General features: G+C 39.9%; 22 protein-coding genes and 1 pseudogene. 22 read left to right on the top strand and 1 reads right to left on the bottom strand.

Annotation, left to right across the window (positions count from 1 at the left end; translation table 11 throughout):
* The first annotated feature begins 9 nt into the window (after window positions 1–9).
* From rpsC to rplQ, 22 genes are all read left to right on the top strand, one after another.
* Window positions 10–663: a 30S ribosomal protein S3 gene (gene rpsC / locus GZ996_RS03640; RefSeq protein WP_156806160.1), complete on the top strand. Its 654-nt coding sequence runs from the start codon at window positions 10–12 to the stop codon at window positions 661–663.
* Between the two features lie 3 nt (window positions 664–666).
* Window positions 667–1,080, top strand: a complete 414-nt coding sequence (gene rplP, locus GZ996_RS03635) for a 50S ribosomal protein L16 (protein ID WP_027974085.1) — start codon at window positions 667–669, stop codon at window positions 1,078–1,080.
* A 9-nt stretch (window positions 1,081–1,089) separates the two neighbouring features.
* The gene (gene rpmC / locus GZ996_RS03630) at window positions 1,090–1,296 is read left to right on the top strand and encodes a 50S ribosomal protein L29 (RefSeq protein WP_121836379.1); all 207 of its coding nucleotides are present in this window, start codon (window positions 1,090–1,092) and stop codon (window positions 1,294–1,296) included.
* A gap of 26 nt (window positions 1,297–1,322) precedes the next feature.
* Window positions 1,323–1,583 carry a 30S ribosomal protein S17 gene (gene rpsQ / locus GZ996_RS03625; protein WP_156806159.1) on the top strand — a complete coding sequence of 87 codons (261 nt, stop codon included), beginning with the start codon at window positions 1,323–1,325 and terminating at the stop codon, window positions 1,581–1,583.
* 24 nt (window positions 1,584–1,607) lie between these two features.
* Window positions 1,608–1,976, top strand: a complete 369-nt coding sequence (gene rplN / locus GZ996_RS03620; RefSeq protein ID WP_018164522.1) for a 50S ribosomal protein L14 — start codon at window positions 1,608–1,610, stop codon at window positions 1,974–1,976.
* Between the two features lie 78 nt (window positions 1,977–2,054).
* Entirely contained in the window at window positions 2,055–2,360 is a 306-nt protein-coding gene (gene rplX, locus GZ996_RS03615) for a 50S ribosomal protein L24 (protein ID WP_156806158.1), read from the top strand.
* 23 nt (window positions 2,361–2,383) lie between these two features.
* Window positions 2,384–2,926 (top strand): 50S ribosomal protein L5, encoded by a 543-nt coding sequence (gene rplE / locus GZ996_RS03610; RefSeq protein ID WP_121836381.1) that lies wholly within the window; start codon window positions 2,384–2,386, stop codon window positions 2,924–2,926.
* Window positions 2,927–2,943: 17 nt separating this feature from the next.
* Window positions 2,944–3,129, top strand: coding sequence for a type Z 30S ribosomal protein S14 (locus tag GZ996_RS03605; RefSeq protein ID WP_001085697.1), 186 nt, complete (start codon window positions 2,944–2,946; stop codon window positions 3,127–3,129).
* Window positions 3,130–3,472: 343 nt separating this feature from the next.
* Window positions 3,473–3,871, top strand: coding sequence for a 30S ribosomal protein S8 (gene rpsH / locus GZ996_RS03600; RefSeq protein WP_156806157.1), 399 nt, complete (start codon window positions 3,473–3,475; stop codon window positions 3,869–3,871).
* Window positions 3,872–4,099: 228 nt separating this feature from the next.
* Window positions 4,100–4,636, top strand: a complete 537-nt coding sequence (rplF, locus tag GZ996_RS03595) for a 50S ribosomal protein L6 (protein WP_156806156.1) — start codon at window positions 4,100–4,102, stop codon at window positions 4,634–4,636.
* Window positions 4,637–4,740: 104 nt separating this feature from the next.
* Complete coding sequence (gene rplR, locus GZ996_RS03590; RefSeq protein ID WP_121836384.1) at window positions 4,741–5,097, top strand: 50S ribosomal protein L18; 357 nt, start codon at window positions 4,741–4,743, stop codon at window positions 5,095–5,097.
* 18 nt (window positions 5,098–5,115) lie between these two features.
* The gene (gene rpsE, locus GZ996_RS03585; protein WP_156806155.1) at window positions 5,116–5,610 is read left to right on the top strand and encodes a 30S ribosomal protein S5; all 495 of its coding nucleotides are present in this window, start codon (window positions 5,116–5,118) and stop codon (window positions 5,608–5,610) included.
* A 14-nt stretch (window positions 5,611–5,624) separates the two neighbouring features.
* Complete coding sequence (gene rpmD / locus GZ996_RS03580) at window positions 5,625–5,804, top strand: 50S ribosomal protein L30 (protein WP_156806154.1); 180 nt, start codon at window positions 5,625–5,627, stop codon at window positions 5,802–5,804.
* A 127-nt stretch (window positions 5,805–5,931) separates the two neighbouring features.
* On the top strand, window positions 5,932–6,372 hold the full coding sequence (rplO, locus tag GZ996_RS03575) for a 50S ribosomal protein L15 (RefSeq protein ID WP_156806153.1): 441 nt from the start codon (window positions 5,932–5,934) through the stop codon (window positions 6,370–6,372).
* Between the two features lie 14 nt (window positions 6,373–6,386).
* Entirely contained in the window at window positions 6,387–7,694 is a 1,308-nt protein-coding gene (secY, locus tag GZ996_RS03570; protein WP_156806152.1) for a preprotein translocase subunit SecY, read from the top strand.
* A 227-nt stretch (window positions 7,695–7,921) separates the two neighbouring features.
* The gene (locus tag GZ996_RS03565) at window positions 7,922–8,563 is read left to right on the top strand and encodes an adenylate kinase (RefSeq protein ID WP_156806151.1); all 642 of its coding nucleotides are present in this window, start codon (window positions 7,922–7,924) and stop codon (window positions 8,561–8,563) included.
* Window positions 8,564–8,678: 115 nt separating this feature from the next.
* Window positions 8,679–8,897, top strand: coding sequence for a translation initiation factor IF-1 (infA, locus tag GZ996_RS03560; RefSeq protein ID WP_027974096.1), 219 nt, complete (start codon window positions 8,679–8,681; stop codon window positions 8,895–8,897).
* Between the two features lie 26 nt (window positions 8,898–8,923).
* A complete protein-coding gene (gene rpmJ, locus GZ996_RS03555) occupies window positions 8,924–9,040 on the top strand; it encodes a 50S ribosomal protein L36 (protein WP_000868345.1) in 117 nt (38 codons plus the stop codon).
* 17 nt (window positions 9,041–9,057) lie between these two features.
* Window positions 9,058–9,423 carry a 30S ribosomal protein S13 gene (gene rpsM, locus GZ996_RS03550; RefSeq protein WP_027972207.1) on the top strand — a complete coding sequence of 122 codons (366 nt, stop codon included), beginning with the start codon at window positions 9,058–9,060 and terminating at the stop codon, window positions 9,421–9,423.
* Between the two features lie 27 nt (window positions 9,424–9,450).
* Window positions 9,451–9,834 (top strand): 30S ribosomal protein S11, encoded by a 384-nt coding sequence (gene rpsK / locus GZ996_RS03545; RefSeq protein WP_001118387.1) that lies wholly within the window; start codon window positions 9,451–9,453, stop codon window positions 9,832–9,834.
* 46 nt (window positions 9,835–9,880) lie between these two features.
* Entirely contained in the window at window positions 9,881–10,819 is a 939-nt protein-coding gene (locus GZ996_RS03540) for a DNA-directed RNA polymerase subunit alpha (protein WP_156806150.1), read from the top strand.
* Between the two features lie 14 nt (window positions 10,820–10,833).
* On the top strand, window positions 10,834–11,220 hold the full coding sequence (rplQ, locus tag GZ996_RS03535; protein ID WP_000331493.1) for a 50S ribosomal protein L17: 387 nt from the start codon (window positions 10,834–10,836) through the stop codon (window positions 11,218–11,220).
* A 470-nt stretch (window positions 11,221–11,690) separates the two neighbouring features.
* Here the strand turns inward: rplQ and GZ996_RS03530 are convergent.
* A pseudogene (locus GZ996_RS03530) lies at window positions 11,691–12,892 on the bottom strand (IS110 family transposase).
* Window positions 12,893–12,913 lie beyond the last annotated feature (21 nt).

Raw genomic sequence — 12,913 nt, 5'->3', positions numbered from 1 at the left:
GGTAAAATCGTGGGTCAAAAAGTACATCCAATTGGTATGCGTGTCGGAATCATCCGTGACTGGGATGCGAAATGGTATGCTGAAAAAGAATACGCGGATTACCTTCATGAAGATCTTGCAATCCGCAAATTTATTAACAAAGAGTTGGCTGATGCTTCAGTTTCTACAATTGAAATTGAACGTGCAGTAAACAAAGTTATCGTGTCACTTCACACTGCTAAACCAGGTATGGTTATTGGTAAAGGTGGTTCAAATGTTGACACACTTCGCGCACAACTCAATAAATTGACTGGTAAACAAGTACACATCAACATCATTGAAATCAAACAACCTGATCTTGATGCACACCTTGTAGGTGAGTCAATTGCTAAACAATTGGAAGCTCGTGTGGCTTTCCGTCGTGCTCAAAAACAAGCTATCCAACGTACAATGCGTGCAGGTGCTAAAGGTATTAAAACTCAAGTATCTGGTCGTTTGAACGGCGCTGATATTGCTCGTGCTGAAGGTTACTCAGAAGGAACTGTTCCACTTCACACACTTCGTGCAGATATCGACTATGCTTGGGAAGAAGCAGACACTACATACGGTAAACTTGGAGTTAAAGTATGGATCTACCGTGGTGAAGTTCTTCCAGCTCGTAAAAACACTAAAGGAGGTAAATAACAAATGTTAGTACCTAAACGTGTAAAACACCGTCGTGAATTCCGTGGAAAAATGCGCGGTGAAGCTAAAGGTGGAAAACAAGTTGACTTCGGTGAATACGGTCTTCAAGCTACTACAAGCTCATGGATCACTAACCGCCAAATCGAAGCTGCCCGTATCGCTATGACGCGTTACATGAAACGTGGTGGTAAAGTTTGGATCAAAATCTTCCCACACAAATCATACACCGCTAAAGCTATCGGGGTACGTATGGGTTCTGGTAAAGGGGCACCTGAAGGCTGGGTGGCACCAGTTAAACGTGGTAAAGTAATGTTTGAAGTTGCAGGCGTTTCTGAAGAAATTGCACGCGAAGCTTTCCGTCTTGCTGGCCACAAATTACCAGTTAAAGTTAAATTCGTAAAACGCGACGCAGAATAAGGAGAAGACATGAAACTTGAAGAAATCAAAAAGTTTGTTGAAGAGCTTCGTGGCTTGTCTCAAGAAGAGCTTGCGAAAAAAGAAAACGAACTTAAAAAAGAACTCTTTGAACTTCGTTTCCAAGCAGCTGCAGGTCAACTTGATCAAACAGCTCGTTTGAATGAAGTGAAAAAACAAATTGCACGTGTTAAAACTGTGCAATCTGAAATCAAATAATAGATTGGGAAAGGAGAAATTCAAATATGGAACGTAATCAACGTAAAACTCTTGTTGGACGCGTAGTATCTGACAAGATGGAAAAAACAATCACTGTTGTAGTTGAGACAAAACGTAACCACCCAGTCTATGGTAAACGTATCAACTATTCTAAAAAATATAAAGCTCATGATGAAAACAACGTTGCTAAAGAAGGCGATATCGTTCGTATCATGGAAACTCGTCCACTTTCAGCTACAAAACGTTTCCGTCTTGTAGAAGTTGTAGAAGAAGCTGTTATTATCTAATCACACTAAAAGGAGAATATTGGAATGATTCAACAAGAAACTCGCTTGAAAGTTGCTGATAATAGCGGTGCCCGTGAAATCCTTACTATCAAAGTACTTGGTGGTTCAGGACGTAAATTCGCTAACATCGGTGACATCATCGTTGCTTCTGTAAAACAAGCTACTCCTGGGGGAGCAGTTAAAAAAGGTGACGTGGTTAAAGCAGTTATCGTTCGTACAAAAACAGGTGCTCGCCGTCCAGATGGCTCATACATCAAATTTGACGACAACGCTGCTGTAATCATCCGTGAAGATAAAAACCCTCGCGGAACTCGTATCTTTGGCCCTGTTGCACGTGAATTGCGTGACGGTGGTTTCATGAAGATTGTATCACTTGCACCAGAAGTTCTTTAATTAACTCAAACAATTAGTCCCCTGCATCATTTGCAGGGTGCCCTAAGGGGCGTAAGAAATATATAGGAGAAACTCTCAATGTTTGTAAAAAAAGGCGACAAAGTTCGCGTTATTGCTGGTAAGGACAAAGGCACTGAAGCTGTTGTTCTTAAGGCACTTCCAAAAGTTAACAAAGTTATCGTAGAAGGTGTTGCTATCGTTAAGAAACACCAAAAACCAAACAGCGAAAACCCTCAGGGTGCTATCGTTGAAAAAGAAGCAGCTATCCACGTGTCAAACGTACAAGTTCTTGACAAAAATGGTGTATCTGGTCGTGTTGGTTACAAATTTGTTGACGGCAAAAAAGTTCGTTACAACAAAAAATCAGGCGAAGTGCTTGATTAATCACGAAGGAAAGGAGAAGTATAATGGCAAATCGCTTAAAAGAAAAATATCTTAAAGAAGTTGTTCCTGCGTTGACAGAACAATTCAACTACACATCAGTTATGGCTGTGCCAAAAGTTGAGAAAATCGTTCTTAACATGGGTGTTGGTGAAGCTGTATCAAACGCTAAGACTTTGGAAAAAGCAGCTGCTGAATTGGCACTTATCTCAGGTCAAAAACCACTTATCACTAAAGCTAAGAAATCAATCGCCGGCTTCCGTCTTCGTGAGGGTGTTGCGATCGGTGCAAAAGTTACCCTTCGTGGTGAACGTATGTACGAATTCTTGGATAAATTAGTTACTGTTTCACTTCCACGTGTGCGTGACTTCCACGGTGTTCCAACAAAATCATTTGACGGACGCGGGAACTACACACTTGGTGTTAAAGAGCAATTGATTTTCCCTGAAATCAACTTTGATGATGTTGATAAAGTACGTGGTCTTGATATCGTTATCGTTACAACTGCTAACACAGACGAAGAAGGACGCGCACTTCTTAAAGGCCTTGGAATGCCTTTTGCAAAATAATATAGGAGGTAAATCTAATGGCTAAAAAATCTATGATTGCTAAAAACAAACGTCCAGCGAAGTTCTCTACGCAAGCTTACACACGTTGCGAAAAATGCGGACGTCCACACTCAGTTTACCGCAAATTTAAACTTTGCCGTGTTTGCTTCCGTGAATTAGCATACAAAGGTCAAATCCCAGGTGTTACTAAAGCATCTTGGTAAAAACATGATACGAGTGCGTTAAAAGTTCACAGTTAAAATAGAAGACAGACGTAGAAGTCTTTTGACTTCAAGAAAGTCTATCTATTTCACTAGGATTTTAGCCGTGCTCAAATAATATGATACTAAGGGCGTAACGGACTAAGTGAAAATAGGAAATCTGACGAAGAACATTTGTGCTCTAAGAAGATTTACACCCGTTAAAAGGGTAGAACCTCTTTTTTACACAGGCCGTAGCCCGAGTTTAAATCAAATAATGCGAATGTATACATACGCATACACGCCTTCGGGCATCATTAACTGGTAAGTGAAGTAATCATACTGCCAGTAAGAGGAGAAATTTAAAATGGTTATGACTGACCCTATTGCAGACTTTTTGACACGTATTCGTAATGCTAACCAAGCACGTCACGAAGTACTTGAAGTACCTGCGTCAAACATCAAAAAAGGTATCGCTGAAATCCTTAAACGTGAAGGTTTTGTAAAAAACGTTGAAATCATCGAAGATGATAAACAAGGGATTATTCGTGTATTCTTGAAATATGGACAAAACGGTGAACGTGTTATCACTAACTTGAAACGTGTTTCAAAACCAGGTCTTCGTGTTTATACTAAACGTGAGGATCTTCCAAAAGTTCTTAATGGACTTGGAATTGCAATCATCTCAACATCAGAAGGTCTTTTGACAGATAAAGAAGCTCGTCAAAAGAACGTTGGTGGAGAAGTTATTGCTTACGTTTGGTAAAATCAAGATACAAAGAGCGTTATGGGCAAAGTGAAAATAGGAAATCTGACGAAGAACATTTATGTTCTAGGAGGATTTATCTTTTTCACAGAGACCATAGCTCGTGTTCAATTTAGCATAAATGTTAAGTTGAGTATCTAGCTACCAAATTTTAAAGACTACTTGTTAGTCGCCCCGTGAAAACTAGTCGCTAGTCGGCTTGATAATTTAACAGGAGAAAATAAAAACATGTCACGTATTGGTAATAAAGTTATCAACTTGCCAGCTGGTGTTGAAATCAAAAATGACAACGGTTTGGTAACTGTAAAAGGACCTAAAGGTGAATTAACTCGTGAATTCAACACAAACATTGAGATCCGTGTTGAAGGAACAGAAGTAACTCTTCACCGTCCAAATGACTCAAAAGAAATGAAAACAATCCACGGTACTTCACGTGCAAACTTGAACAACATGGTTGTTGGTGTTTCTGAAGGGTTCAAAAAAGAACTTGAAATGCGCGGGGTTGGTTACCGTGCTCAACTTCAAGGTACAAAACTTGTACTTTCTGTTGGTAAATCTCACCAAGATGAAGTGGAAGCTCCAGAAGGAATTACTTTCACACTAGCAAATCCAACCTCAATCACTGTTGAAGGTATCAACAAAGAAGTTGTTGGACAAACTGCTGCTTACATCCGTAGTCTTCGTGCACCAGAACCATATAAAGGTAAAGGTATCCGCTACGTTGGTGAATTTGTACGCCGTAAAGAAGGTAAAACTGGTAAATAATAGATTATGGCAAGCGCAGCAAGAAGTTCTCTCTTGTTGGCAGTCATACTCTAAAATTTTACTAGTGTCTTAATAGACAAAGAAAATTTTAAGAGGTGAAAATTGTGATTTCGAAACCAGATAAAAACAAACTCCGCCAAAAACGTCACCGTCGAGTACGCGGAAAACTCTCTGGAACTGCAGAACGCCCACGTTTGAACATTTTCCGTTCTAATACAGGCATCTACGCTCAAGTAATTGATGACGTAGCGGGTGTAACGCTCGCAAGTGCATCAACTCTTGACAAAGAAGTTTCTAAGGGAACTAAAACTGAACAAGCCGTTGTTGTCGGTAAACTCGTTGCTGAACGTGCTGCTGCTAAAGGCATCACTGAAGTCGTGTTCGACCGCGGTGGCTATCTCTATCACGGACGTGTGAAAGCTTTGGCTGACTCAGCTCGTGAAAACGGATTGAAATTCTAATAGGGAGGACACTTAATAATGGCATTTAAAGATAATGCAGTAGAACTTGAAGAGCGTTTGGTTGGTATCAACCGCGTATCGAAAACTGTAAAAGGTGGACGTCGTCTTCGTTTCGCTGCTCTTGTAGTTGTTGGTGACCGTAACGGCCGTGTTGGATTTGGTACTGGTAAAGCTCAAGAAGTTCCAGAAGCAATCCGTAAAGCTGTTGAGGACGCTAAGAAAAACCTTATCGAAGTACCGATGGTTGGTACAACAATTCCTCACGAAGTTCGTTCAGAATTTGGTGGAGCTAAAGTATTGTTGAAACCTGCTGTAGAAGGTGCTGGGGTTGCCGCTGGTGGTGCAGTTCGTGCCGTTGTTGAATTGGCTGGTATCTCTGATATCACGTCTAAATCACTTGGTTCAAACACACCAATCAATATCGTTCGCGCAACTGTTGAAGGTTTGAAACAATTGAAACGTGCTGAAGATGTTGCAGCTCTTCGTGGCGTATCAGTTTCTGACTTGGCATAAGAAAGGAGATTAACATGGCTCAAATTAAAATTACTTTGACTAAGTCTCCAATCGGACGCATTCCTGCACAACGTAAAACAGTTGTTGCCCTTGGACTTGGTAAATTAAATTCTTCAGTTATTAAAGAAGACAACGCAGCTATTCGTGGAATGGTTAACGCGATTTCTCACTTGGTAACTGTAGAAGAAGTTTAAAAACTTTTGAAGTCGTAGAATTTTCTGCGACTTTAACTTGAATATATGCATAGGCGAGTTTCATTAGAGCGTCCTTTTTCACTCTGGTGGAGCGTTAGCATTATGCCCATAAAAAGGAGAAAAATAAATGAAACTTCATGAATTAAAACCTGCAGAAGGTTCACGTAAAGTTCGCAACCGTGTTGGTCGTGGTACATCATCTGGTAATGGTAAAACTTCAGGCCGTGGTCAAAAAGGTCAAAAAGCTCGTTCAGGTGGCGGTGTACGTCTTGGATTTGAAGGTGGACAAACACCATTGTTCCGTCGTCTTCCAAAACGTGGTTTCACTAACATCAACGCTAAAGAATACGCATTGGTTAACCTTGACCAATTGAACATCTTTGAAGATGGTGCAGAAGTAACTCCAGTTGTTCTTAAAGAAGCTGGTATTGTTCGCGCTGAAAAATCAGGTGTTAAAATCCTTGGTAATGGCGAATTGACTAAAAAATTGACTGTTAAAGCAGCTAAATTCTCAAAATCTGCTGAAGCAGCAATCACTGCAAAAGGTGGTTCAGTCGAAGTCATCTAAGCGAGGTAACTCAGATGTTCTTTAAATTATTAAAAGATGCGCTGAAGGTGAAACACGTTAGAAGAAAAATCTTATTTACGATTTTTATTATTTTCGTATTTCGTCTAGGGACTCATATTACAGTCCCTGGTGTAAATGTAAAGAGTCTGGAGCAATTAGGTGATCTGCCATTCTTGAACATGTTGAACCTTGTTTCAGGGAATGCGATGAATAATTTTTCAGTATTCTCTCTGGGTGTTAGCCCGTACATCACGGCATCAATCGTTGTTCAATTGCTACAAATGGATATTTTGCCAAAGTTTGTAGAATGGGGTAAACAAGGTGAGGTTGGACGTCGTAAGTTAAATCAAGCGACGCGCTATATCTCGCTCTTCTTAGCCTTTTTCCAATCAATTGGTATCACCTATGGATTTAATGCCCTATCAAGCGTAGCGCTTGTTCCGACACCAAATCCACAAACCTACATCCTAATTGGTGCAATCTTAACAACTGGTAGTGTAGTTGTAACATGGCTTGGGGAGCAAATCACAGATAAAGGTTTTGGTAATGGCGTTTCAATGATTATCTTTTCCGGTATCGTCTCTGCTTTACCAAATACATTTTCAAGTATTTATGAAGATTACTTTGTCAACGTTCGTTCGAGCGATTTACAAAGTTCATACCTCTTTATTGTAGGCTTTATTGTTGCAGCGCTCATCATTATCTTCTTCACGACCTTTGTTCAACAAGCGGAGTACAAGATTCCAATCCAGTATACTAAACTTACAAAAGGAGCTTCAACGAGCTCATACCTACCGTTAAAAATTAACCCTGCAGGAGTTATTCCTGTTATCTTTGCAAGTTCGATTACAGCACTTCCAAGTACTATAATTCCTTTTGTCCAAAGTCAAGGGTGGAATTTGCCTTGGTTATCATCTGTACAGTCAGCATTTGACTATCGAACATCTGTTGGGATGGTAGTTTATGCAATTTTGATTGTTGTGTTCTCATTCTTTTATACTTTTGTTCAGGTTAATCCAGAAAAAACAGCTGAAAATCTACAAAAGAATGCTTCTTATATTCCAAAAGTTCGCCCAGGTCGAGAGACTGAGCAATACCTCACTCGCTTGCTTAAAAAATTGGCAACTTTAGGAGCTATCTTCTTAGCCTTTGTTGCCTTGAGTCCAATCTTGGCCCAACAATTGTATGGCTTATCAGCGGGTGTGGCTCTAGGAGGAACAAGTCTTCTTATCCTAATTTCAACAGCTATCGAAGGAATGAAACAGCTAGAGGGTTACTTACTTAAGAGAAAGTATTCTGGTTTTATGAACATTGAAGATTAAACGCTTTGCAAACAAAATTGAGGATAGGGATTTCCCTATTCTTCTATTTTGTTTTTAGATAAGTTTGTCAAACCTGGCAAATTTATGTGAAAACAAAATAAAGTTGTCCAAATTTAACATATAAAAACTAAATTTATTAATGAGAATCATTCTAAGAGTTGAGTTTAATAACAATGAGGACAACATCTTTAAGAAACTTTATATCATATAAATAAAAGGAGAAACTCATGAATCTTTTGATTATGGGCTTACCAGGTGCCGGTAAAGGTACTCAGGCAGCTAAAATTGTTGAGCGCTTTGGTGTGGCGCATATTTCTACTGGAGATATGTTCCGTGCAGCAATGGCCAACCAAACTGAAATGGGCAAACTTGCCAAGTCATATATTGACAAAGGTGAGTTGGTTCCAGATGAAGTGACTAATGGCATTGTTAAGGAACGTCTTGCACAAGACGATATCGCAGAAAAGGGCTTCTTACTTGATGGCTATCCACGTACTATTGAACAAGCATATGCTTTGGACAAAGCGTTAGCAGATCTTGACATCACACTTGACGGTGTTATTAATATTGAAGTTGATCCGGACAGTCTCTTGGAACGTCTTAGCGGGCGTATTATCCATAAAGTCACAGGTGAAACTTTCCATAAAGTTTTCAATCCACCAGCTGGTGATTACAACGAAGAAGACTATTATCAACGTGAAGATGATAAGCCTGAAACAGTAAAACGTCGTCTAGATGTTAACATTGCTCAAGGAGAACCAATTCTTGCTCACTATCGTGCGAAAAAACTTGTTCATGATATTCAAGGTAATCAAGCAATTGATTCTGTTTTTGCCGATGTAGAGAAAGTGATTTCATCTCTAAAATAATGGATAATGTCACTTGCATACTGATTAAACTCATGATATAATAGCTTAGTCTGACTTATAATTGTTACCTCTGTGCTCAGAGGACATCAAATCGAAATTTAGGGGGTGCTTTTGCGTGGCAAAAGAAGACGTGATTGAAATTGAAGGTAAGGTGGTTGAAACCATGCCTAATGCAATGTTTACGGTTGAACTCGAGAATGGACATCAAGTTCTTGCTACTGTATCAGGTAAAATTCGCAAAAATTACATTCGAATTTTGGTCGGTGACCGTGTTACAGTTGAGCTCAGTCCATATGATTTAACACGTGGACGCATCACATACCGCTTTAAATAATTCGAAATAATTGGAGGGATTAGAACATGAAGGTAAGACCATCGGTTAAACCAATTTGCGAATACTGCAAAGTTATTCGTCGTAACGGTCGTGTTATGGTTATTTGTCCAACAAATCCAAAACACAAACAACGTCAAGGATAAGATAGAAAGGAGAAAACATGGCTCGTATTGCTGGAGTTGATATTCCAAATGACAAACGTGTAGTAATCTCATTGACTTATGTCTATGGTATCGGTCTTGCGACATCTAAGAAAATCTTAGCAGCTGCTGGAATTTCTGAAGATATCCGCGTTAAAGATTTGACATCTGATCAAGAGGATGCTATCCGTCGTGAAGTGGATTCAATCAAAGTTGAAGGTGACCTTCGTCGTGAAGTCAACCTTAACATCAAACGTTTGATGGAAATCGGTTCATACCGTGGTATCCGTCACCGTCGTGGTTTGCCAGTTCGTGGACAAAACACTAAAAACAATGCTCGCACTCGTAAAGGTAAAGCTGTTGCGATTGCTGGTAAGAAAAAATAATCAAAAATAAAATAGGAGGTAAAAATCTTGGCTAAACCAACACGTAAACGTCGTGTGAAAAAGAACATCGAATCTGGTGTTGCTCACATTCACGCTACATTTAATAACACTATTGTTATGATTACAGATGTGCATGGTAACGCTCTTGCTTGGTCATCAGCTGGTGCTCTTGGTTTCAAAGGTTCTCGTAAATCTACACCATTCGCTGCTCAAATGGCTGCTGAAGCTGCTGCTAAATCTGCACAAGAACACGGTCTTAAAACAGTTGAAGTTACTGTAAAAGGTCCAGGTTCAGGTCGTGAGTCTGCTATTCGTGCACTTGCTGCTGCTGGTCTTGAAGTAACTGCAATCCGCGATGTGACTCCTGTGCCACACAATGGTGCTCGTCCTCCAAAACGTCGTCGTGTGTAATCATAATAACTAAACTACACAAGATTCGTTTCGAGGGAGTAACTAAATGATTGAGTTTGAAAAACCAATAATAACAAAAATTGATGAAACAAAAGATTATGGCAAGTTTGTTATCGAACCACTAGAGCGTGGCTACGGTACAACTCTTGGTAACTCTTTACGTCGTGTACTCTTGTCATCTCTTCCAGGTGCAGCAGTAACATCCATCAAGATTGATGGTGTTCTCCACGAATTTGATACAATTAAAGGTGTCCGTGAAGATGTTATGCAAATCATCCTTAATATTAAAGGGCTTGCTGTAAAATCACACGTCGAAGACGAAAAAACTATTGAACTTGATGTTGTAGGTCCAGCTGAAGTAACAGCAGGTGACATATTAACGGACAGTGATATTGAAATTGTGAATCCTGACCACTATCTTTTCACCATTGCTGAAGGCGCAACCATGAAAGCAACTATGACAGTTGCAAAAAAACGTGGTTATGTTCCTGCTGAGCAAAACAAACGTGAAGATTTACCTGTTGGGACTCTGGCAGTAGATTCAATCTACACACCAGTTAAAAAGGTTAATTACCAGGTTGAACCAGCTCGTGTTGGTAGCAATGATGGCTTTGATAAATTAACCATTGAAATCATGACAAATGGCACAATCATACCTGAAGATGCCCTAGGTCTTTCAGCTCGTGTCTTGATTGAACACCTAAATCTCTTTACTGATTTGACAGAAGTGGCTAAAGCTACAGATGTAATGAAAGAAGTAGAAAAGGTTTCAGATGACAAAGTGCTTGACCGAACAATCGAAGAACTTGATTTGTCAGTGCGCTCTTATAACTGTTTGAAACGTGCAGGTATCAATACTGTACTTGATTTGACAGAGAAAACAGAGCCTGAAATGATGAAGGTCCGCAACCTTGGACGTAAGAGCCTTGAAGAAGTCAAGGTGAAATTACATGACCTTGGTCTTGGATTAAAAAACGATAAATAATAGAGGAGGAACACATGGCTTACCGTAAACTTGGACGCACTAGCTCACAACGTAAAGCAATGTTGCGCGATTTGACAACAGACCTTTTGATCAATGAATCAATCGTGACTACTGAAGCTCGTGCGAAAGAAATTCGTAAAACCGTTGAAAAAATGATTACTCTTGGTAAACGTGGTGATTTACACGCGCGTCGACAAGCAGCAGCATTTGTTCGTAACGAAATTGCATCAGAAAACTATGATGAAGCAACTGATAAATACACATCAACAACTGCTCTTCAAAAACTTTTCTCAGAAATCGCACCTCGTTATGCAGAACGTAACGGTGGATACACACGTATCCTTAAAACTGAACCACGTCGTGGTGATGCAGCCCCAATGGCTATCATCGAATTAGTATAAAATCATCAATTTTGTTGAGTGTTATGATGATGGAAAGGAAACTTTCTTAGTCTAGCTCTGGTCTACCGCTAGGAATTTTCCTAGCGGGAACACTCATCATATGATGAAAAAAATAGCAAGTCAACGCTTGTTTACGAAGTGTTTCTAGTTTTAGAACCACTTCGTAAGCAGGCGTTTTTTGAGTTCTGTAATTTAGCTCTTTGTGACTCTTTGAGCTCTTTGTCAACTGTAGTGAGTGACTTATAGTTAAAGACGAGATTCGTCTTCTCTTCTCTTCTCTTCTCTTCTCTTCTTCTACCATTTGTCAAGCCTACCAAGGGTTTAAAGCAAAAATAATTTGAGAGCAGCAACTAACAATCAGTTATTGTCCTCTTTTTCTGTGCTAAGCAGCGATAAAAGTGTACACAAAAGGAACACCTTATCTAGCTTTTTTTAAAATAAGGTATTAGAATAGTATGGCATAAACAACTTTATTGATTTTGGGTCAAAGTGTAATCGTAAAGTTTGTTATGCGTTATGAGGTAATACATTGTCCTTATGAGGCGATGTATAGAGGCAATCGTATGTGGCTTAGTTGAAGCTATTTGCGATTGTCTTTTTCGTTTCTCATAGAAGTCTGCGATGTGACAAGGATTAGTGTGGCTAGCTGAAGCGATGGTGTGAATACACTTGAAGAGAATCTTTCTGGCATAAGGATTCCCTCGTTTGGTGATGTGTTCCTTGGCAAGAAAGTTCCCAGATTCATAGTGTCTGAGATCAATCCCGATAAAAGCATTGATTTGATTGGCAGACTGAAACCGACGAATATCTCCCAATTCGCCAATGATAGAAGTCGCTGTTGTTTCTGCGATACCAGGGAGAGACAGTAAGATATCGTATTCAGGTAAAGGCTGAGCTAGGGATACCATAATGTCTAAAACCACTTGTCTGCGTCCAGAAAGTCGAAGCAGTTCTTGCGCATAATAACGAACCTCTTCAATACAGGAGAGGTTTTCTTGACAGCACAGTAGGACTGTTTAGCGAGTTCAGTAAGCTTCTCAGCCAAATAAGTCACACGCTTGTCAGAGATACGTTTTGATGTCGAGTTTCAAATGACATGTGATAACTCATCACTACTCAACTCAAGCACCATTTCCTTACAAGGAAAAGCTGTGACTAAGTTCCAGTATTGTTCACCAGTTGGTGTTGACAAGAGGCTTTCCAACTCTGGGAAAGTGACTTGCAAGACCTTGTGGAGACGGTTCTTAGTTCGAACGATATCTTCTGTCAGGTTCTGATAGAATCGGCTTAAATCACGTAACTCTTGATAGACTTCCTCTTGGACGTAAGTTGGTTTATGATTCAGCACAAACTGAGACTGAGCCAATTTTTCAGCGTCAATTTTGTCTGTTTTACGGACACGTAAGCTGTCTAGTTGCTTTTTAGCTTCGAGAGGATTTAACCGTGCATAAGCCTAGCCATTGTCCTCAAGAAAGGCTTGAAGGCGATGAGAATAGACGCCTGTTGCTTCGAAGACAATCTCAGGATTTTGGACGGTTTTCAAGTCACCAAGTAGCCGATTGAATACGATAGAATCATTAGGCATAGTGTAGCCATGAACCTTATCACCATTGACTAACATAGCCACTTCCGAACTTGCTTTATTCACCTCAATCCCAAATACAACTCGCATGGTATTACCTCTTTGTCTTGA

The organism is Streptococcus sp. S784/96/1 (assembly GCF_902729355.1).
GTDB classification, from domain to species: Bacteria; Bacillota; Bacilli; order Lactobacillales; family Streptococcaceae; genus Streptococcus; species Streptococcus caledonicus.
The sequence above is the reverse complement of the archived record's forward strand: the minus strand, read 5'-3'. Positions and strand labels throughout refer to the sequence as shown.

Excerpts from the sequence above, each read along its gene's own strand:
- rplP (WP_027974085.1), top strand. The coding sequence starts at position 667 with ATGTTAGTACCTAAACGTGTAAAACACCGTCGTGAATTCCGTGGAAAA.
- rpmC (WP_121836379.1), top strand. The coding sequence starts at position 1,090 with ATGAAACTTGAAGAAATCAAAAAGTTTGTTGAAGAGCTTCGTGGCTTG.
- rpsQ (WP_156806159.1), top strand. The coding sequence starts at position 1,323 with ATGGAACGTAATCAACGTAAAACTCTTGTTGGACGCGTAGTATCTGAC.
- rplN (WP_018164522.1), top strand. The coding sequence starts at position 1,608 with ATGATTCAACAAGAAACTCGCTTGAAAGTTGCTGATAATAGCGGTGCC.
- rplX (WP_156806158.1), top strand. The coding sequence starts at position 2,055 with ATGTTTGTAAAAAAAGGCGACAAAGTTCGCGTTATTGCTGGTAAGGAC.
- rplE (WP_121836381.1), top strand. The coding sequence starts at position 2,384 with ATGGCAAATCGCTTAAAAGAAAAATATCTTAAAGAAGTTGTTCCTGCG.
- GZ996_RS03605 (WP_001085697.1), top strand. The coding sequence starts at position 2,944 with ATGGCTAAAAAATCTATGATTGCTAAAAACAAACGTCCAGCGAAGTTC.
- rpsH (WP_156806157.1), top strand. The coding sequence starts at position 3,473 with ATGGTTATGACTGACCCTATTGCAGACTTTTTGACACGTATTCGTAAT.
- rplF (WP_156806156.1), top strand. The coding sequence starts at position 4,100 with ATGTCACGTATTGGTAATAAAGTTATCAACTTGCCAGCTGGTGTTGAA.
- rpsE (WP_156806155.1), top strand. The coding sequence starts at position 5,116 with ATGGCATTTAAAGATAATGCAGTAGAACTTGAAGAGCGTTTGGTTGGT.
- rpmD (WP_156806154.1), top strand. The coding sequence starts at position 5,625 with ATGGCTCAAATTAAAATTACTTTGACTAAGTCTCCAATCGGACGCATT.
- rplO (WP_156806153.1), top strand. The coding sequence starts at position 5,932 with ATGAAACTTCATGAATTAAAACCTGCAGAAGGTTCACGTAAAGTTCGC.
- secY (WP_156806152.1), top strand. The coding sequence starts at position 6,387 with ATGTTCTTTAAATTATTAAAAGATGCGCTGAAGGTGAAACACGTTAGA.
- GZ996_RS03565 (WP_156806151.1), top strand. The coding sequence starts at position 7,922 with ATGAATCTTTTGATTATGGGCTTACCAGGTGCCGGTAAAGGTACTCAG.
- rpmJ (WP_000868345.1), top strand. The coding sequence starts at position 8,924 with ATGAAGGTAAGACCATCGGTTAAACCAATTTGCGAATACTGCAAAGTT.
- rpsM (WP_027972207.1), top strand. The coding sequence starts at position 9,058 with ATGGCTCGTATTGCTGGAGTTGATATTCCAAATGACAAACGTGTAGTA.
- GZ996_RS03540 (WP_156806150.1), top strand. The coding sequence starts at position 9,881 with ATGATTGAGTTTGAAAAACCAATAATAACAAAAATTGATGAAACAAAA.
- rplQ (WP_000331493.1), top strand. The coding sequence starts at position 10,834 with ATGGCTTACCGTAAACTTGGACGCACTAGCTCACAACGTAAAGCAATG.